The following is a 25,412-nucleotide window of genomic DNA, read 5'->3' on the forward strand; positions in this document are numbered from 1 at the left end:
TCTTCAGCGTGCCCGCGCGACCCTGGCGTGGCGCAGGGGCTTTCGTCCTGCCAGGGAAGTGCGGAAACTGTCCTTCCCCGAGGTGACCAAGGACCCTGGGGGTGCGATCCTGGTCGGGAGAAACCTTGCTCGCGGAGGTGGACCATGGGATCGAAGCTGCTCTCGCGAGTCGTCCGGCAGGCCTTCCCCGGCCGCAACGAGCTCGCGACCGCGGGCGATCGGCTGGAAGGCGCGGTGCTGGCGGCGGCTCTGGCGGTCGCGCTGCTCGCGGTGCCCGTCGCGGGCGCCGTCGGTTCCGAACTCCACGCGAGGCAGCAGACGCAGGTGTCGGCCGACCAGCAGACCCGTCAGCGCGCCGAAGCCGTGCTGCTGGAGAACGCTCCGCCGGTCGTGCGCGTGGACGACCGCGGCACCGTCCTGGAGACGGCGCCCGTGCGTGCCACCTGGCACGGGCCGGACGGGCAGGAACGGCAGGGCGAGGTGCAGGCGCACTACGGCGCGATCGCCGGCACCACCGTGCCGATCTGGATCGACCGGCACGGTGGCCTGACGCCGCCGCCGTTGTCCGCCGAGGGTGCCGTGATCACCGCGATCGGCGTGGCCCTGCTGGTGTGGAGCGCGGTGACGGCGGCGTTCGCGTTGCTCTACCTCGTGATCCGGTTCGTGCACACCCGGCTGCGCGCGCGGCGGTGGGACCTGGAGTGGCGGCAGGTCTCCCGCGACTGGACCACGCGCTGACTCACCCGCGCCGGGCCTTGACGATCCGCAGCGCCACGAAGAGAGCGGCGATGGCGACCGCCCCGACCGTGGCGACCAGGCGGTTCACGTCGACGGCAGGTTCCCAGCGCACCTTGCCGTCCTTGATGACGTAGGCCCCCGTGGGCTTCGCGGTGAGGCCGAAGCCGCCGCCCTCGCCCTGCTGGCCCTTCTCGTCCTTCCCGGTGCCGCCGCCCGCGCCACCGGAGAGCGTCGCGGCGGCGATCACCGTGATCCCGTCCTTCTCGTACGGCTCGGCGTAGACCTTCTTCGCCTCCAGCGAGTCCTTGGTCTTCGCGATCAGTTCGTCCACCTTCATTGAGACTCCTCGAAGTCGGGAACGGCGCGTGTCTGACCCGCAATCTCCAGGTCTTCACGCGCCTCCACCACGAACACGTCCATCGCACCGAGGAACGCGACCTCGGCGCGGACCTCGGTGCGCAGCTCTGCATCGTGTTCACCCACGCCTCCGGTGAACACCAGGACATCGATACCACCGAGAGACGCGGTCATGGCGGCGATCGCCTGACACAGCCGATGCACGTACACGCGCAACGCCAGCACCGCGCGCTCGTCACCGGCGTCCGCGGCACGGCGCACGTCCCGCATGTCACCGGTCCCGCTCAGACCGGCGAGCCCCGAGTGGTGTTCCAGGCCGTCCTCCAGCTCGTCGAGCGAGAGCCCGGCACGCAGCAACCACACCAGCAGGCCGGGATCGACGTCACCGCCGCGGGTCGCCATCACCAGGCCGGCCAGGGGAGTGAAGCCCATCGTCGTGTCGACGGACCGTCCTCTGTGGACGGCCGCGAGCGACGCCCCGGCGCCCAGGTGACAGCTGACCACGCGAGCGTCCGGCGCCCCGGCCAGCTCGACCGCCCTGCGCGACGCGTAGGCGTGGGAGAGACCGTGGAACCCGTACCGGCGCAGGTCCCACTTCTGCCGCCACTGCGCAGGCAGCGCGTAGGTGGTGGCGTGCGACGGCATCGTGGCGTGGAACGCCGTGTCGAAGCACGCCACCTGTGGAACGCGAGGCAGCAGCTCGCGCACCGCGTCGATGCCCGCCAGCGCACGGGGCTGGTGCAGCGGGGCGAGCGCGGTGAGCCGTTCGAGGCCGGTCCGCAGCCGGTCGTCGATCAGGTGAGCCGACGTGGCGGCGCCGCCGTGCACCACGCGGTGCCCGACGGCGTCGATCACACCGGCCGCGGCGAGGAAGTCCCGCAGCGGCCCGGTGTCCGCGTCCCAGCGTTCGACGTGCCGCGACGCGAGAACGGTGTCGTCCTCGGCGAGCACGCTCAGCTTCAGGCTCGACGAGCCCGCGTTCACCACGAGGACGTTCCCGGAGGGTGTCACTGCCAGGTCCAGTCGCGCACCTCGGGCAGGTCCTCGCCGTGCTCGCGGATCCAGGCGTGGTGGCGGGTGCGCTGGTCCTGCATGAGCTGCCGCAGCCGGGCCGCCTTCGGTCCGAGTCCCGGCACGCGGTCGACGACGTCGATGACGAGCCGGTAGCGGTCCATGTCGTTGAGCACCAGCATGTCGAACGGCGTGGTGGTCGTGCCCTCCTCCTTGTAGCCGCGCACGTGGAGGTTGCGGTGGTTGGTGCGCCGATAGGTCAGCCGGTGGATCAGCCACGGATAGCCGTGGTAGGCGAAGATCACCGGACGGTCCGTCGTGAACAGCGCGTCGAACTCGCGGTCCGGCATGCCGTGCGGGTGCTCGGTGTCGGGTTGCAGGCGCATCAGGTCCACCACGTTGACCACGCGGACGCGCAACGACGGCAAGTGCTGACGCAGCAACGATGTCGCGGCCAGCACCTCGACGGTGGGCGCGTCGCCCGCGCACGCCAGCACCACGTCCGGCTCGTCCTCGTCGTTGCTCGCCCACTCCCAAATGCCGGCGCCACGCGCGCAGTGCAGCGCGGCTTCGTCGGCGGAGAGCCAGTCCGGGGTGTCGTTCTTGCCCGCCACGATCACGTTGACGTAGTCGCGGCTGCGCAGGCAGTGGTCGGCGACCTGGAGCAACGTGTTGGTGTCCGGCGGCAGGTAGACGCGGACGACCTCGGCCTTCTTGTTCATCACGTGGTCGATGAAGCCGGGGTCCTGGTGGGAGAAGCCGTTGTGGTCCTGCCGCCACACGTGCGAGCTGAGCAGGTAGTTGAGCGACGCGATCGGCCGCCGCCAGTTCAGCTTCTGGTGCGTCTTGAGCCACTTGGCGTGCTGGTTGAACATCGAGTCGACGATGTGGATGAACGCCTCGTAGCAGTTGAACAGCCCGTGCCTGCCGGTCAGCAGATAACCCTCCAGCATGCCCTGGCACAGGTGCTCGGACAGCACCTCGACGACCCGGCCCTCGTGCGCCAGGTTCTCGTCCACGGGCAGCGTCTCGGCCTGCCACTGCTTGCCGGTCACCTCGAACACCGCACCGAGCCGGTTGGAGGCCGTCTCGTCCGGGCCGAACACGCGGAAGTCGGCGGCGCCGGCGTTGAGCGTGATGACGTCGCGCAGCATCCGGCCGAGCACCCTGGTCGGCTCAGACAGCGTGGTGCCGTGCTTGACGACGTCGACCGCGTGCTCCCGGATCGGCGGCATCTTCAGCTCGCGCACCAGCAGACCACCGTTGGCGTGCGGGGTGGCACCCATCCGGCGCGTGCCGTCCGGCACCAGTTCGGAGAGCTCCGGACGCGGTGCTCCGTTCGCGTCGAACAGCTCCTCCGGCAGGTAGCTGCGCAGCCACGCCTCCAGCTGCCTCAGGTGGTCGGGGTTGTCCCGCACCCCGGCGAGCGGGACCTGGTGGGAGCGCCAGGTGTTCTCGACCGGCACACCGTCCACTTCGGACGGACCGGTCCAGCCCTTGGGGCTGCGCAGCACGATCATCGGCCAGCGCGGCCGGTCGGTGCGCACCTTGATCCGCGCGATCTCGTCCACGACCTGGTCGAGCACCTCGGCCATGCGGGCGTGCATGGCGTCCGGCTCGTCGCCCTCGACGTAGTAGGGCGTGTAGCCGTACCCGCGCAGCAACGAGTCGAGCTCGTCGCGGGGGATGCGGGCGAGCAGGCTCGGGTTCGCGATCTTGTAGCCGTTGAGGTGCAGGATCGGCAGCACCGCGCCGTCGCGCACCGGGTTCAGGAACTTGGTGGCGTGCCAGCTGGTCGCGAGCGGCCCGGTCTCGGCCTCACCGTCACCGACCACGCACGCCACGATCAGGTTCGGGTTGTCGAACGCCGCACCGAACGCGTGGGCCAGCGAGTAGCCCAGCTCACCGCCCTCGTGGATGGAGCCGGGCACCTCGGGCGCCACGTGGCTCGGCACGCCGCCGGGGAAGGAGAACTGCCGGAACAGCCTGCGCATGCCCTCGCCGTCGCGCGGCACGTCCGGGTAGGTCTCGCTGTAGGTGCCCTCCAGCCACGTGTTCGCGAGCAGCGCGGGACCGCCGTGGCCCAGTCCGGTCACGAACAGCACCTCCAGATCGCGTTCGCGGATGACCCGGTTGAGGTGGGCGTAGACGAAGTTCAAGCCCGGCGTCGTTCCCCAGTGCCCGAGCAACCGGGGCTTGATGTGCTCGGGCGCGAGCGGCTCGGTCAGCAGCGGGTTGTCCATCAGGTAGATCTGGCCAGCCGACAGGTAGTTGGCGGCTCGCCAGTACGCGTCGACCAGCGACAGGTCGGCGTGGGACATGACGCACTCCTCTGCTCGATGTGCCTTCCACGGTGCTGACTGAACGGATCCAGGACCAGGGACTCAGGTCCCGGTGTGGCCGGCTCTTTCGGACCTGTCCCGGCGGATCGGCGCGAGCGACAGTGCGGTTGTTCACTTCGTACGGAGGTTCAGATGAAGCACGCAGGCGCGACGGAGATCGGCAACGTCGTGGTCGAGCTCGACGGCCCGATCGCTCACCGGGCGAAGCAGTACGCCCGCGACAAGATCACCCCGCTGGCCCGCTACGCGCCGAAACCCACCCGGTTCGCTCACGTGCGGCTCACCACGACCGGGCCGCGCACGATCGCCGTGCACGCGAACCTCGACGTCGACGGCACGTCGGTCGTGGCGAAGGCGGAAGCAGCCACGTTCGAAGAGGCCGTGGACGCGGTGCACGACCAGCTGCACAGCCGCTTGCTCAAGCTGCACAACTGACGGCGCCGTTCATCGGTTGCGCGAGGCGGCGACGGCGGCTTGGCCGAGGCTGATGCCGCCGTCGTTCGGGGGCACCAGGCGGTGGGTGAGCACCCGGAACCCGCCGCGCCGCAGTCCCTCCGCCGTGCGGCGCAGCAACAACGCGTTCTGGAACACGCCACCGGACAACGCGACCGCGGCCAGCCCGGTCTCCTCCCGCGCGGCCGCACAGCAGGCCACGACCGCGGCGGCGAGCCCGTTGTGGAACCGCGCGGCGATCACGGCGACGTCGACCCCGGCCTGCCGGTCGGCCACCAGGGCCCGCAGCAGGTCCTCCCCGTGCAGCACCAGACCGTCGGTCCCGGCGGAGTAGGAGTCCGAAGTGGACGGATCCGCACGCTGTTCCAGCTCGATCGCGGCCTGCCCCTCGTAGGTGATCACGTCTCGCACGTCCAGCAGCGCGGCCGCGGCGTCGAAGAGCCTGCCCGCACTGGACGTCAGCGGCGCGTTGACGCCGTTGCGCGCCAACGCGACGACCGGATTCCACGCGTTGCGGTGCACCACCGGGAGGTCGACGTCGGGAAGGTACGCCGCCGCCATGCGCCACGGCTGCCGGATCGCCGCCGCGCCGCCGGGCAGCGGCACCTGCCGCAGGTGCCCGATCCGCCGGTAGCCCGTGAGGTCGGCGACCAGGAACTCACCACCCCAGATCGTGCCGTCCGGCCCGTACCCGGTGCCGTCGAACACGACCCCGATGACCGGCCCCGTCTCGCCGTTCTCGGCCAGACAGGACGCCACGTGCGCATGGTGGTGCTGCACGCCGACCAGCTCGACACCGGGAAGCTCGGCCGCGTACCGGGTGGAGCGGTAGTCCGGGTGCAGGTCGTGGGCAACGACCCGAGGGGTGATGCCGAACAGGCGGCGGAAGCGTTCGACGCACTTGGTGAACGACGTGTACGTCTCGTGGTCGGTGAGATCGCCGATGTGCGGCGAGAGGAACGCGTGCTCGTCCCGCACCAGGCAGAACGTGTTCTTCAGTTCCGCACCGCACGCCAGTACCGGCCGCGCGCTGCGCACGGGCAGCACGAGCGGTTCCGGCGCGTACCCCCTGGCCCGGCGCAGCACCTGGCCCGCGCGTACGACCGAGTCGTCGACGGGGGCGCGGATCGGCCGGTCGTGGGTGAGCACGGCGTCGGCCACGCCCGCCAGCGAGCGCGCGTGCCGGTGGGCGATCGGCTCGTCGGACAGGTTGCCGCTGGTGAGCACGATCGGCTCGCCGACCTCGTGCAACAACAGGTGGTGCAACGGGGTGTACGGCAGCATCACGCCGAGTTCGTTGGTGTTGGGCGCCACGGCGTCCGCGACCGGTGCGTCCGCAAGCCGAGGCAGCAGCACGATCGGACGCCGGGCATCGGTGAGGCTGCGCGCCCCCAGTTCGTCCACCGAGCACAGCGTCGACGCCTGGCGCAGGTCGGCGGCCATCACGGCGAACGGCTTGTCGGGCCGGTGTTTGCGGTTCCGCAGGGTCGCGGCCGCCGAGGGATGCGCCGCGAGCACCGCGAGGTGGAACCCGCCGAGCCCCTTGATCGCCACCACCTGGCCGTCGTGCAAGCGCGCCACGGCCTCGCGGAGGGGGTTGACGGCGGCTCCGAGGAGAAGACGCGGCCCGCAGTCGGCACAACAGGTGGGTTCGGCGTGGAAACGCCGGTTCGCGGGATCGGAGTACTCGGCCGCGCACGCCGCGCACATCGGGAACCTCGCCATGGTCGTGCGGGCCCGGTCGTACGGCACACCGCGCACGATGGTGTACCTCGGCCCGCAGTGGGCGCAGTTGACGAACGGGTACCGGTAGCGCCGGTCGGCGGGGTGGAACAGCTCCCGCAGGCAGTCCGCGCACGTGCCGATGTCCGCGGGGACCAGCGTGGCCCGCGGCCCACCGGTCCTGCTGGTCGTGATCCGGAAGCCGAGCAGGCCGCGCGGGGGTCGTTCGGTCACCTGGACGCGGTCGATCCGCGCCCGCGCGGGAGCGTCGCGGGGCAGCGCGCTCAGGAACTCCGCGACCAGCTCCGGTTCGCCCTCTATCTCGATGAACACCCCGCCGACGTCGTTGCCCACCAGGCCGGACAACCGCAGCCGGGACGCGAGCCGGTGCACGTACGGGCGGAAGCCGACGCCCTGCACGACCCCGGCGACGCGGAGGTCCCGCCCGACCAGCCGGGTCACGGGCGGGTGGCGAGCAGCGCGGCCACGGTGTCGTCCCAGGTGGCGAAGGCGTGCTCGGATCTGAAGCGCTGCAAGGAATCCATCGTGTCCTGCCGCACCCGCAGCCACGCGCTGCCGGGGAAGTGCAGGTCGACCGCCTGACGCCACACGCTGACCGGCAGCGAGAACGCCTCCTCGTTGCTCCACGGCACCTGCTGGACCCGCAACCTGCCGTCGTGGCTGCCGAACACCGTGCCGCTGAACAGCAACAGCAACGGGATCGTGCCCCGGTCGAGTGCGTTGAAGTACTTGGTGGACGCGACTTCGAGGTCGTACGTGCACGGCACGTCGAGGTCGACGACGGTGCTGCCGGTGAAGCCGGGCACCATCGTCGACACCGTCGCGAACGACACCGGCTTGAGCGTCCGCGTCCACCGGCCGGTGTCGCCGAAGAGGTCGACCAGCCGCCGGGCCTCGTCCGCCGAGTACCGCCTGCGGTGCGGCTCGATGCGGATCTGGCAGCGCAGCGCCACCGCGTCGACCGGGTCGCCGTGGTCCTGGGTGAGCCGCAGGTGCAGCGTGATGGACGGGACGGCGGCGCAGGGGTTGGCCTGTGCGCCAACGCATTCGAAGTGCAGCGGGGTCATAGTGCCAGTGCCTTGTCCGTGATCTCGGCGAACAGCTCGTCGATGTGCTCGTGCAGGTGGCTGCCGCCGTCGACGCCGGTCCAGTGCAGCCGGACCGTGCCGACCAGCCGGTAGCAGACGTCGATCGGGACGAGGAAGCAGTCGACACCGTTGCCGGTGCGGCGGAAGAGGATCGCCTCGACGTCGCGTTCGGCGACGGTCAGCAGCGGGTGCTCGGCGGCCAGCCCGTTCCACACGTCGCCGTCGAGCGGGCGTTCGGTGGCGCCGGCGGGGCTCGGGTGGAACACGGTGATGCCGGTGCCGGAGCGCAGCAGGAAGGCCGCGTCCACGGGAAGGCCGAGCGCGTCCCACTCCGCCGCGCTGACGGGGCGTTCCGGATCCCACAGGTAGCGGTCCGGCACGGCCCGGTACCTGCTCCGGTGCGCCCTGTGCCTGGTGAACAGCAGAAAACACGCGCGGCAGGAGCACATCAGCGCCCGCCGCTGGACGTCGACCACGTGGCCGTGCCGCGCCGCGACCGGCGTTCCGCACATCTCGCACCGCTCGACCTGTTCCATCCGCGCCGCCCGTTGCTCGCGCAGGTAACGCGGTGTCCCGGCATAACGGCGAAGGCGGTGGGGGCTCATGACACCACGCTCCGGCCCGGCGGCGGCCCGACCGTGATCTGGAACAGCGCCGCGGCCGTCGTGATGTCCACGGCCGTGACCTCGGGAGCGGCGTCGAGCACGGTTCGTTCCACGACCTTCGCCGCCGCTCCACCGCCACACCCGCCGCTGGTGGTGAGCCGCAACCGCACCACGCCGTCCTCGTCGGTGCCCAGGTGGTCGACGTCACCGAACCGGCCGCCGAGCCCTGCCAGCGCGCGGCGGATCCGGGTGGCCGTGTCGTCCGGGTGCAGGTCGTGCAGCAGGAGCAGGCTCGCCACGAGGTCGTCGGCGGCGATCGCGCCGAGCAACGCCGCGTCGTGCTCGGCCAGCATCGCGACGATGCGCGCGAGACCGTTGCCGTACAGGTCCATCAGCACCCGCACGAGGTCCTCCGCGGCCGCGCGGTCCTGCCCCGACCGCAGGGTGGCGAGGAGCTCCTCGACCCTGTCGCTGGTGTTCTCCACGTCGTTCGTCACGGCGCACCGGTGAACGCGTGCGGCGTGTGGATCTTGGTGAGCGTCTTGCCCGCGCCGATGGACATGTGAACACCACAGGGCATGCACGGGTCGAAGCTGCGTATCGCGCGCATGATGTCGATTCCCTTGAAGTTCTCCTTGGTGTTCTCCTCGAAGATCGGCGTGTTCTGCACGGCGTCCTCGAACGGGCCGGGTGTGCCGAAGGTGTCCCGCACGCTCGCGTTCCACGGTGTCGGTGGATACGGCTGGTAGTTGGCGATGCGGCCGTCGCGGATGACCATGTGGTGCGACAGGCCGCCGCGCACCGCCTCGGTGAACCCGCAGCTGAACGCGTCGTCCGGCACGGTGAACTCCGACCACGTGTCGGTGCGCCCGCCGCGGACCTCCGCGAGCGCCCTGTCGCAGAAGTGCAGCGCCAGCGCGGCGATGTAGGCCTGGAAGTACGTGCGGGCGCGGTTGCGTTCGACGGCGTTGCTCCACCGGGGGATCCGCCACTCGAACGTGACCTCGGGCTTGGTCATGGTGCGCGGCAACGTGATCCGCACGCTGTGGCCGGTCGCCTCCACGTGGTCGGTGCGCACCAGGCCGGCGAGCGCGGTCGTCCACAGCCGGGCGAGTGGTCCGCCGCCGGTGTCCAGCGGCAGGTGGTGCTCGCCGTCGAACCAGCGGGGAGACATGGTCCAGGAGTACTTGTCGCCGAAGTCGCGCTTGCCGGGCCGGGGGAGGGTGTGCTGGTTCCACGGATGGCGCGCGTCGACCGGGTTGCCCAGCTCGTCGTGCGTCACGAACTTGTCCATGCCCTCCCAGTCGTCGTAGAACGACGAACCGAGCAGGATCCGCATTCCCAGGTTGATGTCCACCAGATCGGTCGTCACGAGCTTGCCGTCGACGACGATGCCCGGCGTGATGAACATCTTGCGGCCCCACGACGACATGGTGCGATAGCGGAAGTCGCAGTGCTCGGGGTCGTTGAGGCCGCCCCAGCAGCCCAGCAGGATCCGGCGCCTGCCGACCTCCTCGTAGCCGGGCAGCGCGGCGTAGACGAAGTCGAACAGGTCGTCGTGCATCGGCACGACCTTCTTCATGAACTCCACGTACCGCATCAGGCGCGTGAGGTAGTCGGTGAACAGCTGCAGCGTCGCCACCGTGCCCACCCCGCCGGGGTACAAAGTGGATGGATGCACGTGCCTGCCCTCCATCAGGCAGAACATCTCCCTGGCGTGCCGGGAGACCTGCAGCGCCTCGCGGTAGAACTCGCCCTCGAGCGGGTTGAGCGAGCGCATGATGTCGCCGATGGTGCGGCAGCCGTGCGCGGCCGCGTTCGGCGCCTCGGTGCGGTTGGCGAGGTCGAGCACGCCGGGGTTCGTCTCGCGGACCATCTTCTCGCAGTAGTCCACGCCGACCAGGTTCTCCTGGAAGATGTTGTGATCGAAGAGGTACTCGGCGCTCTCGCCGAGGTTGATGATCCACTCGGCGAGCTGCGGAGGCCGGGCCCCGTAGGCCATGTTCTGCGCGTAGACCGAGCACGTGGCGTGGTTGTCGCCGCAGATGCCGCAGATCCGGCTGGTGATGAAGTGGGCGTCGCGCGGGTCCTTGCCCTTCATGAAGACGCTGTAGCCGCGGAAGATCGAGGAGGTGCTGTAGCACTCGACCACCCGCCGCGCTGCCCAGTCGATCCTGGTGTGGATGCCGAGGCTGCCCACGATCCGGGTGATCGGATCCCAGGTCATCTCGACGAGTCCGGTGTCCTTGGCAGTCATTGGATTATCGGATCCGCGGCTTTCGATCTGACGTCCCGCAGGACGCGGATGGCGGTGCCGTTCAGGGTCTTCGCCGGTGCGGGCGTGGTGCCGCCGAGCGGGTGTTCCATGAACGGCATGAACTTGTCGGGGAAGCCGGGCATGGTGCAGGCGATGCAGATGCCCCCGACGTTCGGGCAGCCTCCGATGCCGTTGATCCAGCCCCGCTTGGGGACGTTGCACCGGACGACCTGGCCCCAGCAGCCGAGCTTCACCAGGCACTTGGGCGAGCCGAACTGCCGGGCGAAGTCGTCCTGTTCGTAGTAGCCGGCGCGGTCGCAGCCCTCGTGCACGGTGGTCTCGAACAACCACCTCGGCCGCAGCGCCTCGTCCAGGTCGATCATCGGCGCGTTGCCCGCCACCTGGTACAGCAGGTGCAGGATGGTCTCGGACAGGTTGTCGGGCTGCACCGGGCACCCCGGCACGACCACGACGGGAATCCCGTCCTTGGACTTCCAGTCCCAGCCGAGGTGATCGGGCACGCCCATGGCACCGGTCGGGTTGCCGGCCATGGCGTGGATGCCGCCGTACCCGGCGCAGGTGCCGGCGGCGAGCACCGCCGTGGCCTTGGGCGCCAGCCGGTCCAGCCACTCGGTGGTGGAGATGGGCTGGCCGGTGGCGGGGTCCGTGCCGAAACCCGCCCAGCAGCCGGCGGAGTTGGTGCTCTCGTCCGGCACGGAACCCTCGACCACGAGCACGAAGGGATCGAGCTCGCCGCGGTCGGCCCGGTACCACCAGTCGATGAAGCTGTCCACGCCGCCGGCGGGGCCGCACTCGAAGTCGAGCAACGGCCAGTGCATGGCGATCTTCGGCAGGCCCGGCAGGCCGCCGAGCACGATCTCCTCGATGCTCGGCTGGGTCGCCGCGGTGAGCGCCACCGAATCGCCGTCGCAGCCGAGACCGCCGTTCATCCAGAGGACGTGCACCGCGGGCGGCTCGCCCTTGGTCATCGCTGGAACACCTCCGGTGAAGAATTCCCCGGATGTCCGGGAGGCGCAACGCTAGACCTTTTCTCGTCGCTCTCGCAAGACTGATCTGTCATTGGCCTGGACAATGGTGTCCGGATCGGAAAAACGGCCGGAAGGGTTAGGATCCGCGGTCACGGGAAGGGAAGGTGTGCGTGCCCGAGTCGATCGAGATCTTTCCCGTCGTTGTGCTGACCAGAGTGTTCGCCGCGAGGCCGTCCTCGGTGCCGGAAATGCGTGACTTCATCCGCCGCTGCTCCGGCGGGGTGGCGTGGTCGGAGTCCGACAACAGGGAGCTGAACAAGACGATCATGGAGGTGCTGCTGGCGGCGGCCGGCCCCGGCGGGCGGGTCCAGGTGTCGTGCCGCACCTATCCCGACCGGGTCGAGTTCGACGTGCTGCCCTCGGTGACCGAGTTCCTTCACCCAAGTGGTCGGCACCCGAACGAGTTGTCTTCGCCCAGTTCAGAGGCTTCTGATCCGGTGATCGGCGACGAGGAGCCGGCGACCTTCGCCGAGTGGATCACGGCGGTGCTGCGCAGGGAGGGGATCACCCGCGAGGCCGCGGCGAGGCAGCTCGGGGTGTCGGTCAAGACGGTCAGCCGGTGGGCGGGAGGGGAGACCGAACCGCGCCTGCGCGAGCTGCGCCGGGTGCAGGACAGGTTCGGGCACATGCCGTTTCGCTGAGGGTCGAATTGAAGCCATCAGCTTTCTCGGTGAGGAGGAATGGAGTGGTCTTGCGTGTCGTGCCGACCGTGAAGTAAACAACCACCCCTGGCTCACCGAAATGTCTTCCGACGTGAAGAAGGGCTCGTGTCAAAAGCTCCGACTACTGATCGTGCCGACCGATTCAACGAATTGTCACAACGGCGCGCCATCCCTTTGACCGATCTCGCCGGCCACGCCGACGACATCGCGCGCATCTGTCACCGAATGGCCGAACGGTTCCGTGCGGGAGGCAAGCTCGTCGTCTTCGGCAACGGCGGCCCGAGCACCGACGCCCAGCACGTCGCGGTGGAGTTCGTCCACCCGGTGATCGTCGGCAAGCGCGCCCTGCCCGCCGTCTCCCTCACCTCGGACGTCGCCACGCTGACCGGCGTCGCGGCACGCGCCGGGTTCGCCGAGACGTTCGCGCACCAGATCCGCTGCCTCGGCGAACCGTCCGACATCGCGCTGGGGCTGTCCGCGGACGGTTCGTGCGAGAACGTCGCGCGCGGCCTGGCCGCGGCAGCCGAGCTCGGCATGCTCACCGTCGCGCTGACCGGCGGCGACGGCGGGCCGATCGTCGCGGACCACGTGCTCGTCGCGCGTTCCGCGGATCCGTTGGTGGTCAAGGAAATCCACGTCACCGCCTACCACCTGCTGTGGGAGCTGACGCACGTGTTCCTGGAGGGTGCGGCGTGAACGACGACAAGGAGGTGTGCCGGGAGGACATCTGCGTGACGTGCGCCGACCTCGCGGTGCCCGGCAAGGTCGTGTACCTGCTCCCCGACGACATGGCTGTCGTGCGCGGCGACGACGGCCACACCCAGGAGGTGAGCATCGCGCTCGTGACCGCCGCGGTCGGCGACGTGGTGCTGCTGCACGCGGGCGAGGCGATCGCCCTGCTGCCCGGTGACGCCGGATGACCGAGTCGCTCTACCCGTTCCTGTGCACCGGCCAGTCCGCTGTGGACCTCGCCGAGGTGGCGGCCTCCACCAGGGCGAAGATCGCCGACGCGATCGCGTTGCGCCAGCAGGTGTTCGACTTCGACGCGGAGCTGCTGGAGGCGTGCGCGGAGGCCATGGCCTCCCGGTTCGCCGCCGGTGGCCGGCTGCTGGCGTTCGGCAACGGCGGCAGCTCCACCGACGCGCAGGACCTGGCGAGCCTCTTCGTCAGCTCGTCGCAGCTGCCCGCGTTCGGTCTCACCAACGACATCGCGGTGATCACGGCGTTGTCCAACGACGTCGGCTTCGACGTGGTGTTCTCCCGCCAGATAGCGACCTTCGGCCGGGCGGGGGACATCGCCGTCGGCCTGTCGACCAGCGGCAGCTCCACCAACCTGCTCCCGGCCTTCGCGCAGGCCCGCCGGCGCGGCCTGCTCACGGTCGGCCTCGCGGGCGGCGACGGCGGCGCGATGGCCTCCTCCCCCGACATCGACCACCTCTTCGTGGTGCCCTCCTCGTCCGTGCACCGGATCCAGGAGACCCAGACAACGCTCTACCACGTGCTGTGGGAGCTCACCGCGGCCGCGCTGGAGAGCCGATGACCGACCCGATGGAGCTGGCACGGGCGATCGCCGACGCCGTGCTGTACGAGGGCTACCTGCTCTACCCGTACCGCGCGTCCGCGACGAAGAACCAGCTGCGCTGGCAGTGGGGCGTGCTGATGCCGCCGTCGTTCACGCTCGGCGGCGAGCACCCGAACTCGACGGCCGAACTTCTCCTGGTCCCGAGCCCGCTGTCGACGCTGACCGTGCGGTTGCGGTTCCTGCAGCTGCAGCAACGAGTGGCCGAGGTGGGTGGCCGCGCCGTGCGGTCGGTGACGGCGGGCGGCCGCGAGTGCACGACGTGGGACGAGGCGGTGGACCGCGAGGTCGACGTCGTGCTGCTGGTGTCCGACCTGATCGGCATGGACACGTGCGTTCCGTTCACAGTGGACGGTGGCGAGGACGTCGAGGAGGTCGCGGACGACGTGCGGCTGGTGCGGCGGCGGCAGGAGCTGAGCGGTGTGGTGACCGTGCGGGCCGATCCGGTGCCGCCCGGGCTGCTGCGGCTGCACGTCGGTGTGCGGAACGCCTCCTCGTGGGAGGACACCGGCGCCGACCGGCCTGCGGCGCTGCGGCACGCGCTGATCGCCGCGCACACGTTGCTCTCGGTGTCGGAAGGGCAGTTCCTGTCGCTGGTGGATCCGCCGGAGTGGGCGGCGTCCGCGACGGCCGGGTGCCGCAACGAGCGGACGTGGCCGGTGCTGATGGGCGAGCCAGGACGGGCGGACACCGTGCTGTGCGCGCCGATCATCCTCTACGACCACCCCGCGGTCGCGGAGGAGAGCCACGGCGACCTGTTCGACGGGACGGAGATCGACGAGCTGCTGACGTTGCGCACGCTGACGTTGACGCAGGAGGAGAAGCGGCAGGTGCGGGCGACGGACGCGAGGGCGGCGGAGCTGCTGGACCGGGTGGAGGCGTTGCCGGGCGAGTCGATCGAAGCACTGCACGGGACCATGCGCCGCACCGATCGGCAGGGCCCGGACCCCACCGGCACGGTCGTGATCGCCGGGGTCCAGGTGTCCAAGGGCTCGCGGGTCCGCCTGCGCCCCCGCCGGGCCGCCGACGCCCAGGACATGTTCCTCACCGGACGCACCGCACGGGTCCGTGCCGTCATGTCCGATGTGGACGGTGTCTGGCACCTCGCCGTCACCCTGGAGGACGACCCCGCCGCGGACCTCCTCGCCGAGTGCGGCCTGTACCGCTACTTCGGCCCCGAGGAGGTCGAACCCCTGTGACCGCGCGGGTCCTGGTGGCGGGCGTCGGCAACGTCTTCCTCGCGGACGACGGCTTCGGCGTCGAGGTCGTCCGCAGGCTCGCGCACGTCCCGCTGCCGGACTGGGTGAAGGTCGCGGACTACGGCATCCGCGGCCTGCACCTCGCCTACGACCTGGCCGGAGCGGACTACGAGCTCACGATCCTCGTCGACGCCACCAGACGCGGCGACGAGGCGGGAACCGTCCACGTCGTCGAGCTCGACACGGCCCTGACCACCCCGCCGTGCCTCGACGCGCACGGCATGCAGCCCGACGTCGTGCTGAACCTGCTCGCGTGGCTCGAAGCCACCCCGTCCAGGGTCGTGCTGGTCGGCTGCGAACCGGAGGTGCTCGACCACCGGATGGGCCTGAGCCCGGTGGTGGAGCGCGCGGTCGCCACCGCGACCGGTGCGGTCGTCGCCCTCGTCGAGAACCACGGCAGGTGAACGCGCATGTGTCTGGCCATACCGGGAGAGGTCGTCGAGATCCTCGACGAGCACCCGGATCTCGTGAAAGTGGACGTGAGCGGCGTCCGGCGGACGATCAACGTCGGGCTGCTGGCCGACGAAGGGGTCCGCCGCGGCGACTGGGTGCTCATCCACGTCGGGTTCGCGCTGTCGAAGATCGACGAGGAGGAGGCCAGGGCGACGCTCGAGTTCCTCGAGACGCTCGGCAAGGCCTACCAGGACGAGATGGACGCGTTGCTGGACAGCGAAATCGACTAGGGGATGCGGCTGATGAGGTTCGTCGACGAGTTCCGCGACGCGGCCAAGGCCAGGGCGTTGGCGGCGGAGATCGCCGCGCTGTGCGAGCCCGGCCGCGAGTACAGGTTCATGGAGGTCTGCGGCGGGCACACGCACACCATCTACAAGCACGGCATCGAGGACTACCTGCCTGAGAACATCACGCTGGTGCACGGTCCCGGCTGCCCGGTGTGCGTGATCCCGATGGGACGGGTCGACGACGCGATCCACATCGCGCGCACACCGGGCGTGCTGATGACGTCGTTCGGCGACATGATGCGCGTGCCCGGCAGCGGCGGGAACTTCTTCGACTCCAACGCCGAGGGCACGAACATCCGGATGGTCTACTCGCCGCTCGACGCGCTGAAGCTCGCCAGGCAGACCGACCGGCACGTGGTCTTCATGGCCATCGGGTTCGAGACGACGGCGCCGTCCACCGCGATGACCGTGCTGCGAGCGGCGGAGGAAGGGATCACCAACTTCTCCGTGTTCTGCAACCACGTCACGATCCTCCCGGCGATCAAGGCGATCCTGGACTCGCCGGACCAGCGGATCGACGGGTTCCTCGGCCCCGGCCACGTCTCCACGGTGATCGGCTGCGAGCCGTACCGGTTCATCGCGCGGGACTACGGGAAACCGCTCGTGGTGGCGGGATTCGAGCCGCTCGACGTCCTGCAGTCGATCTACCGGCTGATGCTGCAGGTCCGCGAGGGCAGGGCGGAGGTGGAGAACCAGTACGCCAGGGTCGTCGCGTGGCAGGGGAATCCGACCGCGCTCAGGGTGATCACCGAGGTGATGGAGCCGCGGCAGCACTTCGAGTGGCGCGGGCTCGGGTTCATCTCGCACTCGGCGCTGCGCGTGAAGGAGGCGTTCGCCCGCTTCGACGCCGAGCGGATCTTCGACCTGCCGGGCGTGCGGGTGGCCGACCCGAAGGCCTGCCAGTGCGGTGAGGTGCTCAAGGGCGTGCTGAAACCGTGGGAGTGCAAGGTGTTCGGCACCGCCTGCACCCCGGAGACGCCGATCGGCACGTGCATGGTGTCGCCGGAGGGCGCCTGCGCGGCCTACTACAACTTCGGCCGGTTCACGCGGGAACGCGTGCGGGAGGCGAGCGCTCGATGACTCCGTCCGATCGGGAACAGCAGGTGCTCGACCGCATCGAGCGCGCCCGGCGGCGCCGGGCCGAGGTCAAGGAGGAACGGATCACCCTCGCCCACGGCGCTGGCGGCAAGGCCACGAGGACGCTGGTCGACGCGCTGTTCCTGGAGGCGTTCCGCAACCCGCGGCTCGAACCGCTCGGCGACGCGGCCGAGCTGGAGATCGGCTGCTCCCGCCTCGCGCTGACCACCGACTCGTTCGTGGTGACGCCGTTGTTCTTCCCCGGCGGCGACATCGGCCACCTCGCCGTCAACGGCACGGTGAACGACCTCGCCGTGTCCGGTGCCCGGCCGCTCTACCTGACCGCCGGGTTCATCCTGGAAGAGGGTCTGCCGGTCGCCGACCTCGTGCGGATCACCGAGTCGATGAGGGCGGCCGCCGACGCCGCCGGGATCACGATCGTCACGGGCGACACGAAGGTCGTGCAGCGCGGCAAGGGCGACGGCTGCTACGTCAACACCGCCGGGATCGGGGTGGTGGAGCACGCCTGGCGGCTCGGGATGGACGGCGTGCGGCCAGGTGACGCGGTCATCGTGTCCGGCCCGATCGGCGACCACGGCGTGACGATCATGCTGGCGCGCGGCGACCTCGGCATCGAGGCGGAGAACCTCGTCTCCGACACCGCACCGCTGCACGACGTCGTGGACGCGTTGCTGCTGGCGACACCGGGCGTGCGGATCATGCGCGACGCCACCCGCGGCGGTGTGGCGACCGTGCTCAACGAGATCGCCAGGGCGGCCAACGTGGCCGTCGTCGTCGACGAGGACGCCGTTCCGGTGCGGCAGGAGGTCCGCGGCGCCGCCGAGCTGCTCGGCATCGACCCGCTGTACGTGGCCTGCGAGGGCCGGTTCGTCGCGGTCGTCGACGCGGCCGAGGCGGACCGCGCGATCGACGTGCTGCGCGACCACCCGCTCGGCGCCCACGCGGCGGTGATCGGCCGGGTCGCCGCGGACCCGGCCGGTCTCGTGCTGCTGAAGACGGGCTTCGGCGGCACCAGGATCTGCGACGTGCTGGTCGGCGACCCGTTGCCGAGGATCTGCTGAATGCACGAGCTGTCGATCACCCAGGAGGTCGTGGCGGCGATCACCGCACGCCTGCCGGACACCAGGATCACCGTGGTGCGACTGGAGATCGGCAAGCTCTCCGGCGTGGTGGCCGACTCGGTGCGGTTCTGCTTCGACCTGGTCACCGAGGGCACCGCGGTCGAGGGCGCGGCGCTGGTGATCGAGGAACCCGCCGGCCGGGCCCGATGTCGTGCGTGCGTGCACGAGTACGAGGCCGAGTGGCTGGTCGTGCTGTGCCCGGAGTGCGGCAGCGCGGCCGCGGAAGTGTTGTCCGGCAACGAACTGCGCATCACATCGGTGGAGGTGAGTCGCGAGTGTGCGGCACCTGCGGATGCTCTGCGGACACGGTGACGATCCCGCTCGAGCACCGCGTCCTGGCCCGCAACGACGAGCTCGCGCGGCACAACCGCGACTGGCTCGCCGCACGGGACGTCCTGGCGGTGAACCTGATGAGCTCACCGGGATCCGGCAAGACGACGCTGCTGGAGCGCACGATCCACGACCTCGGCGGCAGCCCGGTCGTGTCGGTGGTCGAGGGCGATCAGGAGACCGCGCGCGACGCCGAGCGGATCCGCGCGACCGGGTGCCGCGTGGTGCAGGTCAACACCGGCTCCGGGTGCCACCTCGACGCGGCGATGGTGGCGAAGGCGTTGCGGGAGCTGGATCCGCCGGCGCGCTCGGTGGTGTTCGTGGAGAACGTCGGCAACCTGGTGTGCCCCGCGCTCTTCGACCTCGGCGAGCGGCACCGGGTCGTCGTCACCTCGGTCACCGAGGGCGAGGACAAACCGCTGAAGTACCCGCACATGTTCGCGAGCGCGGACGTCGTGGTGCTGAACAAGATCGACCTGTTGCCGCACCTGGACTTCGAGGTCGGCGCCTTCGTGCGGCACCTGCACCGGGTGAACGACCGCGCGCGGCTCCTCCCGCTGTCGGCCACCGCCGGTGCCGGCACCGGCGAGTGGACCGCGCAGCTGCGTGACTGGACCAGCTGATGCCTGAGCGGGTTGTCGGAAGTCGTGTCCGCAACTCGCCGGGCAGGACCACTCCTGCTCTTGCCCGGTTTCCGTTCATCCACGACGAGCGAGCACGCGAGCCGGGCTGCGAGGTCCGAGGTTTCGGACAGGAGTTCTGGCCAGGCGTTCAGGCGCCGGCGGGCACGGCCAGTTCGATAGTGCACCCCGACGCGTCGGAGCCGACGTCGAGCCATTCGCAGATCTGGTTGGTGAGCCACAGGCCGTCACCGGGCTCCTGCTCCTGACCTGGCTGCCGATAGCCGACGAAGGCGGGCACGTGCCCGAGCGGCTGGTCGCTGTGCAGCGTGCACACCAGCCGTCCCGCGGCGGGCCGCACCCACACCGCCGCGTGCTCGATGCCTTGCGCCATCAGGTAGGCGATCGCCTCGCCCACGGCGATGCCGAACATGCCCTGGGCGTCCTCATCGGACTTCAGCAGCTTGGCCGCCGACCTCAGCACGTAGCGCCGCACGGTCGTCATGTCGCCCTCGAACCGGAACAGCTCCTCGGCGGGACCGGGCAACGGTTCCGCCTGCGACCGCGGGAAGTCCTCCGGCCGCACGAACTGCGCGGACCGCTCGACACGGGGGCCCACGACGCACTCGGGATGCGTCCGCCGGGCGTCCTCGACGATGCCGGGACTCACGGTTCTGGTGTCGTACGGGCAGATCATCCAGATCCTGGTGTCGGCCAGCACGACGTTGAGGGCCGCCTCCATGCGCTGCCACGCCGACACCTCGCGGCCGGACCTGCCGGTCCACTCCGGTTCGGCGAGGATGCGCACGGCGCGGGCGGGCTCGTCGGGCTGGTGCCGGGTCCAGTAGCGGTGGATGGCCGTGGCTCGCTGTGGTGGGCGAAGCCCGAGCCGCTCCGGTTCGGCGTACTCGGCTCCTGCGGCGTCCGGGCCGATCTCGTCGCGCAGGAGCTCCAGGTTCGCCGGAGTCGTGGCGACGAGAACGGGTTCCTCTCGGTGCAGACCGTCCAGCACGAAGGGCACGGCCATTGCCAGGAACTCCGCGTCACTGCCGTAGATGCAGCCCTGGTGCAGGAAGTGCGGTTGCGCTGACTGTCTCAGCGGGATCACTCTCCCAGATCGGTCAGAGGCGAATTGAAGCGAAAGCGAGATGGCGATACTAACGTTCTGGCAACGACTGCAAAACTCCCATTTGTGACCCGCTGTCCTGGCCGCTGACCAGCGCATATGTCCGATTTCGCTGGTTGCTGGACACATCTGTCCCGATTTGTTTCGACGTCGGCTGTCAATGCTTTTGATAGGTGCGTCACGGTACTGCGGCCTGATTCGTGAGGTCCGGAAACCCGGTGAGCACCGCGGCGGCCAGCCGGGGAACCGCGGCCGCCACGGCAGGGCTCAGCCCGGTGCCGAAACCGGAGTCCGCCACCTCGACGGCGTAGATCACCAGGTTCTCCGGCCGGCGGTCGAGCGCCTCGGCCAGCTCCACCGCCTCCGGCACACCGAACCCGTGCGAACTCGCCACCGGAATCGTGTGCGGCAACGTCGTGCGGTGCCAACGCCCCGGCACCGAGGGCGTGCAGCGCACCGCGTCCACGATCACCACGACGTCGGCGCCGTCCCACGCCTCCATCAGCCGGACCGGGTCACCGTCGCTGATCTCCGCCCGGACCCCGGCCGCGGCCACCGCGCGCGCCACGGCGGGCCCGACGCCGTCGTCGCGGCGGAACTCGTTGCCCACCCCGATGACGACGGTGGTCACGCGCGTTCCCTGGTGAAGTCGAGGAAGTGCGCGGAGCAGGAGATGCACGGGTCGTAGTTGCGGATCGTCTGCTCGCACAACGACTGCAGCGCGTGGTCGTCCAGGTGCTGGTGCGACCGCACGACCTGCGTCACGTCCGCCTCGATCGCCGTCTGGTTCTGCGAAGTGGGCGGCACGATGTCCGCACCGAGGATCCGTCCGGACGCGTCGAGCTCGTAGCGGTGGTAGAGCAGGCCGCGTGGTGCTTCGGTGGCGCCGTGTCCGCTGCCGGCGCGGGGTGTCACCTCCACGCTCGGACGGTCCGGGCGCCGGTACGAGCCGATGATCCGCAACGCCTCCTCGACCGCGTACACCACCTCGACCGCCCGCACCACGACACTGCGGAACGGGTTGCGGCACACCGCACCCAGCCCTGCGGCGTCTGCGGCCTGCCGTGCGGTGGGGGAGAGGCGGTCGCGGTTGAGGCTGTATCTGGCGAGTGGACCGACCAGGTAGGTCCGGTCGTCCAGCCGCGCGTGCAGTGCCGTCGAGTGCGGCACCTGGTGTTCGACGACGTGGCTGCCGAACTCGGTGACGTCGAAGGAAAGCCCGGTGCTGACGTGCGGTGTGCCGCCATCGATCGGGTAGCCTTCGGTGTCGCGCAACGACATCAGGTCGTGCGGTATCTCGACGTCCGGGAAGCCGAACCCGGCCGTCCACTCGACGGTGGCGAGGGCCTCGTCCAGCGCCCGTCGCAGGGTTTCCGCGAGGGGCCGCAACTCGTCGGCCGTCGGCACGCGGTAGAAGCCGCCGACGCGCACGTTCACCGGGTGGATGGCCCGTCCGCCGATCAGGTCCATGATCTGGTTGCCGGCCTTCTTGAGCGCGAGCCCCCGCTCGACCAGGGCGCGGTGGTCGCGCGCCATCGCGATGCCGTCGGGGAACCCGAGGAAGTCCGGCGCGTGCAGCAGGTAGATGTGCAGTGCGTGGCTGGAGATCCACTCGCCGCAGTAGAGCAACCGGCGCAGGTCCCGCAGCGGCCCGTCCACGGTGATCCCGCACGCGTCCTCGATCGCGAGGCACGCGCTCATCTGGTACGCCACCGGGCAGATGCCGCAGATCCGGGCGGTGATGTCCGGCGGTTCGCGGAAGTCGCGGCCGCGCAGGAACGCTTCGAAGAACCGCGGCGGTTCGTAGATGTTCAGCTCGACGCGGTCCACCTCGCCGTCGACCGTGCGCACGTGCAGCGCGCCCTCGCCCTCGACCCGCGCGAGGCCCGCCACCCGCAACGTGCGGTTCGAACGATGCGTCATGACCACTCCGCGTTCGCGTTGAAGGTGCGGAACACCAGTTGCAGCTCGTCGTCACCCATGCCCGTGCGCTTGAGCAGCGGCACGAGCGCGGGCACGTTCGGCTGGTTCATCGGTCCGAAGCAGCCGTAGCAGCCGCGATCGACCGCCGGGCACAACGCGCCGCATCCCGCGTGCGTCACCGGGCCGAGGCACGCAGTCCCGTGCGCGACGAGTACACACGTGAGACCTCGGCGCTTGCAGTCGGTGCACACGCTGGTGTCCGGCAGGTCGGGCTTGCGTCCCGCGAGCAACGCCGTCAGCACCTCCAGCAACTGTCCTTTGTCGATGGGACATCCGCGCAGTTCGAGATCCACGCGGACATGCGCGGAGATCGGCGTCGAGGTACCAAGGGTCGCGATGTGTTCGGGTCGGGCGTAGACGATGGAGCGGAACTCGTCGACGTCGGCGAAGTTCCGCAACGCCTGGATGCCGCCCGACGTCGCGCACGCGCCGACGACGACCAGCACCGCGGACTGCTCCCTGATCCAGCGGATCCGTTCGGCTTCCTCCGGTGTGCTCACCGATCCCTCGACGATCGAGATGTCGTACGGACCCGGCTCGCTGACGCTCGTCACTTCGAGGAAGTGCGCGATCCGCACGTGCTCGGTCAACGGCAGCAGCTCGTCCTCGCAGTCCAGCAACGTGAGCTGGCAGCCGTCGCACGAGGTGAACTTCCACACGGCGATGCTCGGCATCACAGCTCCTTCGCCAGCAGCAGCGGTTCCGCCACCGGATAGCCGGTGACCGGGCCCTCGCGGCACAGCAGCAACGGGCCGAGCTGGCAGTGGCCGCAGAGCCCGGCGCCGCACTGCATGTTGCGTTCCAGCGACACCTGGATCCGTTCGGCGGGCACGCCCCGGCCGAGCAACGTCCTGGCGCAGAACCGCATCATCGGCTCCGGGCCGCACAACAGCGCCGTGGTGCGCTCCGGATCGAGCGGGACCGACGCGAGGGGTTCGGTGACGAAGCCGACGCGGCCCTGCCAGTCGTCGTCGCCGTGGTCGACCGTCAACACGGTGTCCACATCGGACAGTTGTGTGAGTTCGGCCTGGTACAACAGGTCCTGCGGCGTTCTGGCACCCGCGATCAGCAGCGTGTGCTTGCTCGGGTGGCCGAGCACGGGCCGCAACGGGGCGAGCCCGATCCCTCCGGCGACCACGAGCAGGTCCTCGACGCCGTCGAGCCGCCACGCCGTGCCGAACGGTCCGCGCACGCCGAGCACGGTGCCCGGTTCGGCGTCGTGCAGCGCCTTGCTCACCGCGCCGACCGCACGGATCGTGTGCACGAGCGTGCCGTCACCGGGGATGGCGCTGATGGAGATGGGGATCTCGCCGACACCGTGCGCGTAGATCATCGCGAACTGGCCGGGCAGGAAGGCGGGCAACGACTCGGCGACCGGCCGCAACGCCAGGGTCACCGTGTCGTGCGTCTCGACGGTGCGCGTCGCCACGCGGTAGGGCGTGGGTGTCCACGTCATGAGGGGTTCCGGTAGAGGTCGAGCAACCGGATCCTGGTCGCCTGCAACCGGTTCAGCAACGCGTCGATCAGGATCAGCGACAGCTGGTAGCCGAGCGCCGGGTCGTCGTCGGCGAGCTGCCGCAACGCCCCGGTGTCCACCACCGCCGCCCGCGTCGGCGACACGACCGTCGCACCGAAGTGCCACCGGTACGGCGGCACGAGCCACGACCAGCCGAGCAGCTCGCCCGGCCCGATGCTCTGCAGCGTCACCCGGCCCCGCGGCGGCACGGCCGCGTCGATCATGACGCAGCCGGACAGCACCACCCAGCACTGGTCGGCGAGCCCGCCCTCGTCGAACAACCGGGTGCCCGGCTCGTAGGTCTCGATCCGGCTCACTCCCGCGAGCGCCGCACGCTGGGTGTGCGACAGGTTCATGAGCAACGGGAGGGCGTCGAGGTCGGTCATCGGGATGGTCATCGTTGCTCACCGCCGTGTTCCCTCGTGAGTGCTGCAGCTTCCTCGGTGATGTCGATCCCGGCGGGGCACCAGGCGATGCACCGTCCACAACCGACACAGCCGGACGTGCCGAACTGGTCGTGCCACGTGCCGAGCTTGTGCGTCATCCACTGCCGGTAGCGCGCCGCTGGGGACGTGCGCACCGCACCGCCGTGGAGGTACGAGAAGTCGATCTCGAAGCAGGAGGCCCACCGCTGCGCGCGTTCCGCGGTGCCGTCGAGGTCGGTGTGGTCCTCGACGGACACGCAGAAGCAGGTCGGGCAGACCATCGTGCAGTTGCCGCAGGTGAGACATCGTTCCGCGACGGCTTCCCAGTGCGCGGAGTCCCGGTTCGCGGCGAGGAGGTCGCGCAGGTCGAGCTCGGGCATCGCCCGTCCCATGGTCCGTGCGGCCGCCTGGACGTCCTGCTCGGCGAGCGCTGTGTCCTCGGGGGTTGCCCGGCGTGCCGGTACGCGGTCGAGCACCGCGGCCCCTTCGTCGGTGCCGCCGGTGGCGAGGAACCGTTGCCCCTGCTCGTCGATCCGTTCGGTGAGCGCGATGTCGTACCCGGGACCGGCGGCCGGCCCGCACCCCATCGACGCGCAGAAGCACACCTCGCCGGGTTCGGTGCACTGAGCGGCGACCACGAACGGCTTGCGCCCGCCGATGACCTGGCGCAGCTTGGCGATCGCGGCGAGATCGCAGGGCCGCACGCCGAGGAACGCGTAGTCCGGCGCGGGGTCCGGTGCTGCACGGAACCCGTTGCCGTCACTGGTGACCAGCGTGCGCCGCGGCGGGTGCAGGAACCTCTTCCACGACTGCGGGCCCGCCGAATGGCCGAAGACCGCCGTGTCGGCGCGCCGGCGCACCCGGTAGTGGCCGGGACCGGTCTCGACGCCCCACCCGCCCGGCAGGTCCGCCGCGGACTCCAGCTCGGCCAGCGTGATCGCGTTGTCGCGCAGGACGGGACCGACGACGACGCGGCCGTCCTCGCGGAGCACTCCGATGAGCGCGTCGAGGCCGCCGAGGTCGAGCACCCGGTTCGTCATGCCGTCCTCCTCGCTGGTCGTCCTCCCATCGTGGCCACCCGCGGATTGCGCTCCCAGTGACGAAGGGCCCTGCCCGCGCGGCGCTTCGGTCCCTGGTCGCGGTCGTGGGCTGGATTCGTTGCCCGGCAACAGGAAGGAGACGAAATGCTGTCGCTCGGTCGTCGTCCGGCCGGCAGCCTCCTGCCCGACGAGGCATCCCTCGCACATCGAGGTAGCAACACAGGTCCGAGTTCGCGTGCCGATCGCCACGCCGCCAGAGGAGCGCAAGGT

General features: G+C 70.2%; 29 protein-coding genes. 13 read left to right on the forward strand and 16 right to left on the reverse strand.

Going from position 1 to position 25,412, the window contains the following annotated elements; all coding sequences use genetic code 11:
• Positions 1 to 144: 144 nt before the first annotated feature.
• On the forward strand, positions 145 to 738 hold the full coding sequence (locus IEZ09_RS24070) for an Rv1733c family protein (protein WP_189256014.1): 594 nt from the start codon (positions 145 to 147) through the stop codon (positions 736 to 738).
• 1 nt (position 739) lies between these two features.
• On the opposite strand, the gene IEZ09_RS24075 is transcribed toward IEZ09_RS24070, so the two are convergent.
• From IEZ09_RS24075 to IEZ09_RS24085, 3 genes are read right to left on the reverse strand one after another with little or no spacing between them, the layout of a single operon-like run.
• A complete protein-coding gene (locus IEZ09_RS24075; protein ID WP_189256015.1) occupies positions 740 to 1,075 on the reverse strand; it encodes a spore germination protein GerW family protein in 336 nt (111 codons plus the stop codon).
• On the reverse strand, positions 1,072 to 2,106 hold the full coding sequence (locus IEZ09_RS24080) for an acetate/propionate family kinase (protein WP_229812890.1): 1,035 nt from the start codon (positions 2,104 to 2,106) through the stop codon (positions 1,072 to 1,074). The genes IEZ09_RS24075 and IEZ09_RS24080 overlap by 4 nt, the downstream gene beginning before the upstream one ends.
• Positions 2,103 to 4,427: a phosphoketolase family protein gene (locus IEZ09_RS24085; protein ID WP_189256016.1), complete on the reverse strand. Its 2,325-nt coding sequence runs from the start codon at positions 4,425 to 4,427 to the stop codon at positions 2,103 to 2,105. Before IEZ09_RS24085 ends, IEZ09_RS24080 begins: the two co-directional genes overlap by 4 nt.
• A 153-nt stretch (positions 4,428 to 4,580) precedes the next feature.
• On the opposite strand from IEZ09_RS24085, the gene IEZ09_RS24090 reads away from it, so the two are divergent.
• Positions 4,581 to 4,883, forward strand: a complete 303-nt coding sequence (locus tag IEZ09_RS24090; protein ID WP_189256017.1) for an HPF/RaiA family ribosome-associated protein — start codon at positions 4,581 to 4,583, stop codon at positions 4,881 to 4,883.
• A 9-nt stretch (positions 4,884 to 4,892) separates the two neighbouring features.
• Here IEZ09_RS24090 and hypF read toward each other — a convergent pair whose 3' ends face one another.
• Genes hypF through IEZ09_RS24115 form a run of 6 tightly spaced genes read right to left on the reverse strand, consistent with a single transcriptional unit; the run spans position 4,893 to position 11,583 of the window.
• Complete coding sequence (gene hypF / locus IEZ09_RS24095; RefSeq protein WP_229812891.1) at positions 4,893 to 7,085, reverse strand: carbamoyltransferase HypF; 2,193 nt, start codon at positions 7,083 to 7,085, stop codon at positions 4,893 to 4,895.
• Positions 7,082 to 7,711 carry a DUF6084 family protein gene (locus tag IEZ09_RS46690; protein ID WP_229812892.1) on the reverse strand — a complete coding sequence of 210 codons (630 nt, stop codon included), beginning with the start codon at positions 7,709 to 7,711 and terminating at the stop codon, positions 7,082 to 7,084. The genes hypF and IEZ09_RS46690 overlap by 4 nt, the downstream gene beginning before the upstream one ends.
• Entirely contained in the window at positions 7,708 to 8,337 is a 630-nt protein-coding gene (locus IEZ09_RS24100; RefSeq protein ID WP_229812893.1) for a DUF5947 family protein, read from the reverse strand. Before IEZ09_RS24100 ends, IEZ09_RS46690 begins: the two co-directional genes overlap by 4 nt.
• On the reverse strand, positions 8,334 to 8,834 hold the full coding sequence (locus tag IEZ09_RS24105; protein ID WP_189256019.1) for a NifU-related iron-sulfur-binding protein: 501 nt from the start codon (positions 8,832 to 8,834) through the stop codon (positions 8,334 to 8,336). Before IEZ09_RS24105 ends, IEZ09_RS24100 begins: the two co-directional genes overlap by 4 nt.
• Positions 8,831 to 10,594, reverse strand: coding sequence for a nickel-dependent hydrogenase large subunit (locus IEZ09_RS24110; protein ID WP_189256020.1), 1,764 nt, complete (start codon positions 10,592 to 10,594; stop codon positions 8,831 to 8,833). The genes IEZ09_RS24105 and IEZ09_RS24110 overlap by 4 nt, the downstream gene beginning before the upstream one ends.
• The gene (locus IEZ09_RS24115; RefSeq protein WP_189256021.1) at positions 10,591 to 11,583 is read right to left on the reverse strand and encodes an NADH-quinone oxidoreductase subunit B family protein; all 993 of its coding nucleotides are present in this window, start codon (positions 11,581 to 11,583) and stop codon (positions 10,591 to 10,593) included. The genes IEZ09_RS24110 and IEZ09_RS24115 overlap by 4 nt, the downstream gene beginning before the upstream one ends.
• 170 nt (positions 11,584 to 11,753) lie before the next feature.
• Between IEZ09_RS24115 and IEZ09_RS24120 the strand changes: the two genes are divergently transcribed.
• From IEZ09_RS24120 to hypB, 11 genes are all read left to right on the forward strand, one after another.
• Positions 11,754 to 12,284 (forward strand): helix-turn-helix domain-containing protein, encoded by a 531-nt coding sequence (locus IEZ09_RS24120; RefSeq protein ID WP_229812894.1) that lies wholly within the window; start codon positions 11,754 to 11,756, stop codon positions 12,282 to 12,284.
• Between the two features lie 126 nt (positions 12,285 to 12,410).
• Positions 12,411 to 13,001, forward strand: coding sequence for a D-sedoheptulose-7-phosphate isomerase (locus tag IEZ09_RS24125; protein ID WP_189256022.1), 591 nt, complete (start codon positions 12,411 to 12,413; stop codon positions 12,999 to 13,001).
• Entirely contained in the window at positions 12,998 to 13,225 is a 228-nt protein-coding gene (locus IEZ09_RS24130) for a HypC/HybG/HupF family hydrogenase formation chaperone (RefSeq protein ID WP_229812896.1), read from the forward strand. The genes IEZ09_RS24125 and IEZ09_RS24130 overlap by 4 nt, the downstream gene beginning before the upstream one ends.
• Positions 13,222 to 13,845, forward strand: coding sequence for a D-sedoheptulose-7-phosphate isomerase (locus IEZ09_RS24135; RefSeq protein ID WP_189256023.1), 624 nt, complete (start codon positions 13,222 to 13,224; stop codon positions 13,843 to 13,845). Before IEZ09_RS24130 ends, IEZ09_RS24135 begins: the two co-directional genes overlap by 4 nt.
• A complete protein-coding gene (locus IEZ09_RS24140; RefSeq protein ID WP_189256024.1) occupies positions 13,842 to 15,083 on the forward strand; it encodes a hypothetical protein in 1,242 nt (413 codons plus the stop codon). Before IEZ09_RS24135 ends, IEZ09_RS24140 begins: the two co-directional genes overlap by 4 nt.
• Positions 15,080 to 15,547, forward strand: a complete 468-nt coding sequence (locus IEZ09_RS24145) for a hydrogenase maturation protease (RefSeq protein ID WP_229812897.1) — start codon at positions 15,080 to 15,082, stop codon at positions 15,545 to 15,547. Before IEZ09_RS24140 ends, IEZ09_RS24145 begins: the two co-directional genes overlap by 4 nt.
• 6 nt (positions 15,548 to 15,553) lie before the next feature.
• Positions 15,554 to 15,826, forward strand: a complete 273-nt coding sequence (locus IEZ09_RS24150) for a HypC/HybG/HupF family hydrogenase formation chaperone (protein WP_189256025.1) — start codon at positions 15,554 to 15,556, stop codon at positions 15,824 to 15,826.
• 12 nt (positions 15,827 to 15,838) lie between these two features.
• On the forward strand, positions 15,839 to 16,963 hold the full coding sequence (hypD, locus tag IEZ09_RS24155; RefSeq protein WP_189256026.1) for a hydrogenase formation protein HypD: 1,125 nt from the start codon (positions 15,839 to 15,841) through the stop codon (positions 16,961 to 16,963).
• The gene (gene hypE, locus IEZ09_RS24160) at positions 16,960 to 18,042 is read left to right on the forward strand and encodes a hydrogenase expression/formation protein HypE (RefSeq protein WP_189256027.1); all 1,083 of its coding nucleotides are present in this window, start codon (positions 16,960 to 16,962) and stop codon (positions 18,040 to 18,042) included. Before hypD ends, hypE begins: the two co-directional genes overlap by 4 nt.
• Positions 18,043 to 18,414, forward strand: a complete 372-nt coding sequence (gene hypA, locus IEZ09_RS24165) for a hydrogenase maturation nickel metallochaperone HypA (RefSeq protein WP_229812898.1) — start codon at positions 18,043 to 18,045, stop codon at positions 18,412 to 18,414.
• The gene (hypB, locus tag IEZ09_RS24170; protein ID WP_229812899.1) at positions 18,378 to 19,055 is read left to right on the forward strand and encodes a hydrogenase nickel incorporation protein HypB; all 678 of its coding nucleotides are present in this window, start codon (positions 18,378 to 18,380) and stop codon (positions 19,053 to 19,055) included. The genes hypA and hypB overlap by 37 nt, the downstream gene beginning before the upstream one ends.
• Positions 19,056 to 19,203: 148 nt before the next feature.
• Here the strand turns inward: hypB and IEZ09_RS24175 are convergent, their stop codons facing one another.
• The 7 genes from IEZ09_RS24175 to IEZ09_RS24205 form a co-directional block, all read right to left on the reverse strand.
• A complete protein-coding gene (locus tag IEZ09_RS24175; protein WP_229812900.1) occupies positions 19,204 to 20,160 on the reverse strand; it encodes an MEDS domain-containing protein in 957 nt (318 codons plus the stop codon).
• Positions 20,161 to 20,356: 196 nt separating this feature from the next.
• Positions 20,357 to 20,809: a hydrogenase maturation protease gene (locus tag IEZ09_RS24180; RefSeq protein WP_189256030.1), complete on the reverse strand. Its 453-nt coding sequence runs from the start codon at positions 20,807 to 20,809 to the stop codon at positions 20,357 to 20,359.
• Positions 20,806 to 22,101: a Ni/Fe hydrogenase subunit alpha gene (locus tag IEZ09_RS24185; protein WP_189256031.1), complete on the reverse strand. Its 1,296-nt coding sequence runs from the start codon at positions 22,099 to 22,101 to the stop codon at positions 20,806 to 20,808. Before IEZ09_RS24185 ends, IEZ09_RS24180 begins: the two co-directional genes overlap by 4 nt.
• On the reverse strand, positions 22,098 to 22,835 hold the full coding sequence (locus tag IEZ09_RS24190) for an NADH-quinone oxidoreductase subunit B family protein (RefSeq protein WP_189256032.1): 738 nt from the start codon (positions 22,833 to 22,835) through the stop codon (positions 22,098 to 22,100). Before IEZ09_RS24190 ends, IEZ09_RS24185 begins: the two co-directional genes overlap by 4 nt.
• Complete coding sequence (locus IEZ09_RS24195) at positions 22,835 to 23,617, reverse strand: FAD/NAD(P)-binding protein (protein WP_189256033.1); 783 nt, start codon at positions 23,615 to 23,617, stop codon at positions 22,835 to 22,837. Before IEZ09_RS24195 ends, IEZ09_RS24190 begins: the two co-directional genes overlap by 1 nt.
• The gene (locus IEZ09_RS24200; RefSeq protein ID WP_189256034.1) at positions 23,614 to 24,075 is read right to left on the reverse strand and encodes a Crp/Fnr family transcriptional regulator; all 462 of its coding nucleotides are present in this window, start codon (positions 24,073 to 24,075) and stop codon (positions 23,614 to 23,616) included. The genes IEZ09_RS24195 and IEZ09_RS24200 overlap by 4 nt, the downstream gene beginning before the upstream one ends.
• Entirely contained in the window at positions 24,072 to 25,142 is a 1,071-nt protein-coding gene (locus tag IEZ09_RS24205) for a 4Fe-4S dicluster domain-containing protein (protein WP_189256035.1), read from the reverse strand. Before IEZ09_RS24205 ends, IEZ09_RS24200 begins: the two co-directional genes overlap by 4 nt.
• Positions 25,143 to 25,412: the final 270 nt, after the last annotated feature.

Source organism: Lentzea flava, from assembly GCF_014648475.1.
Lineage (GTDB): Bacteria > Actinomycetota > Actinomycetes > Mycobacteriales > Pseudonocardiaceae > Lentzea > Lentzea flava.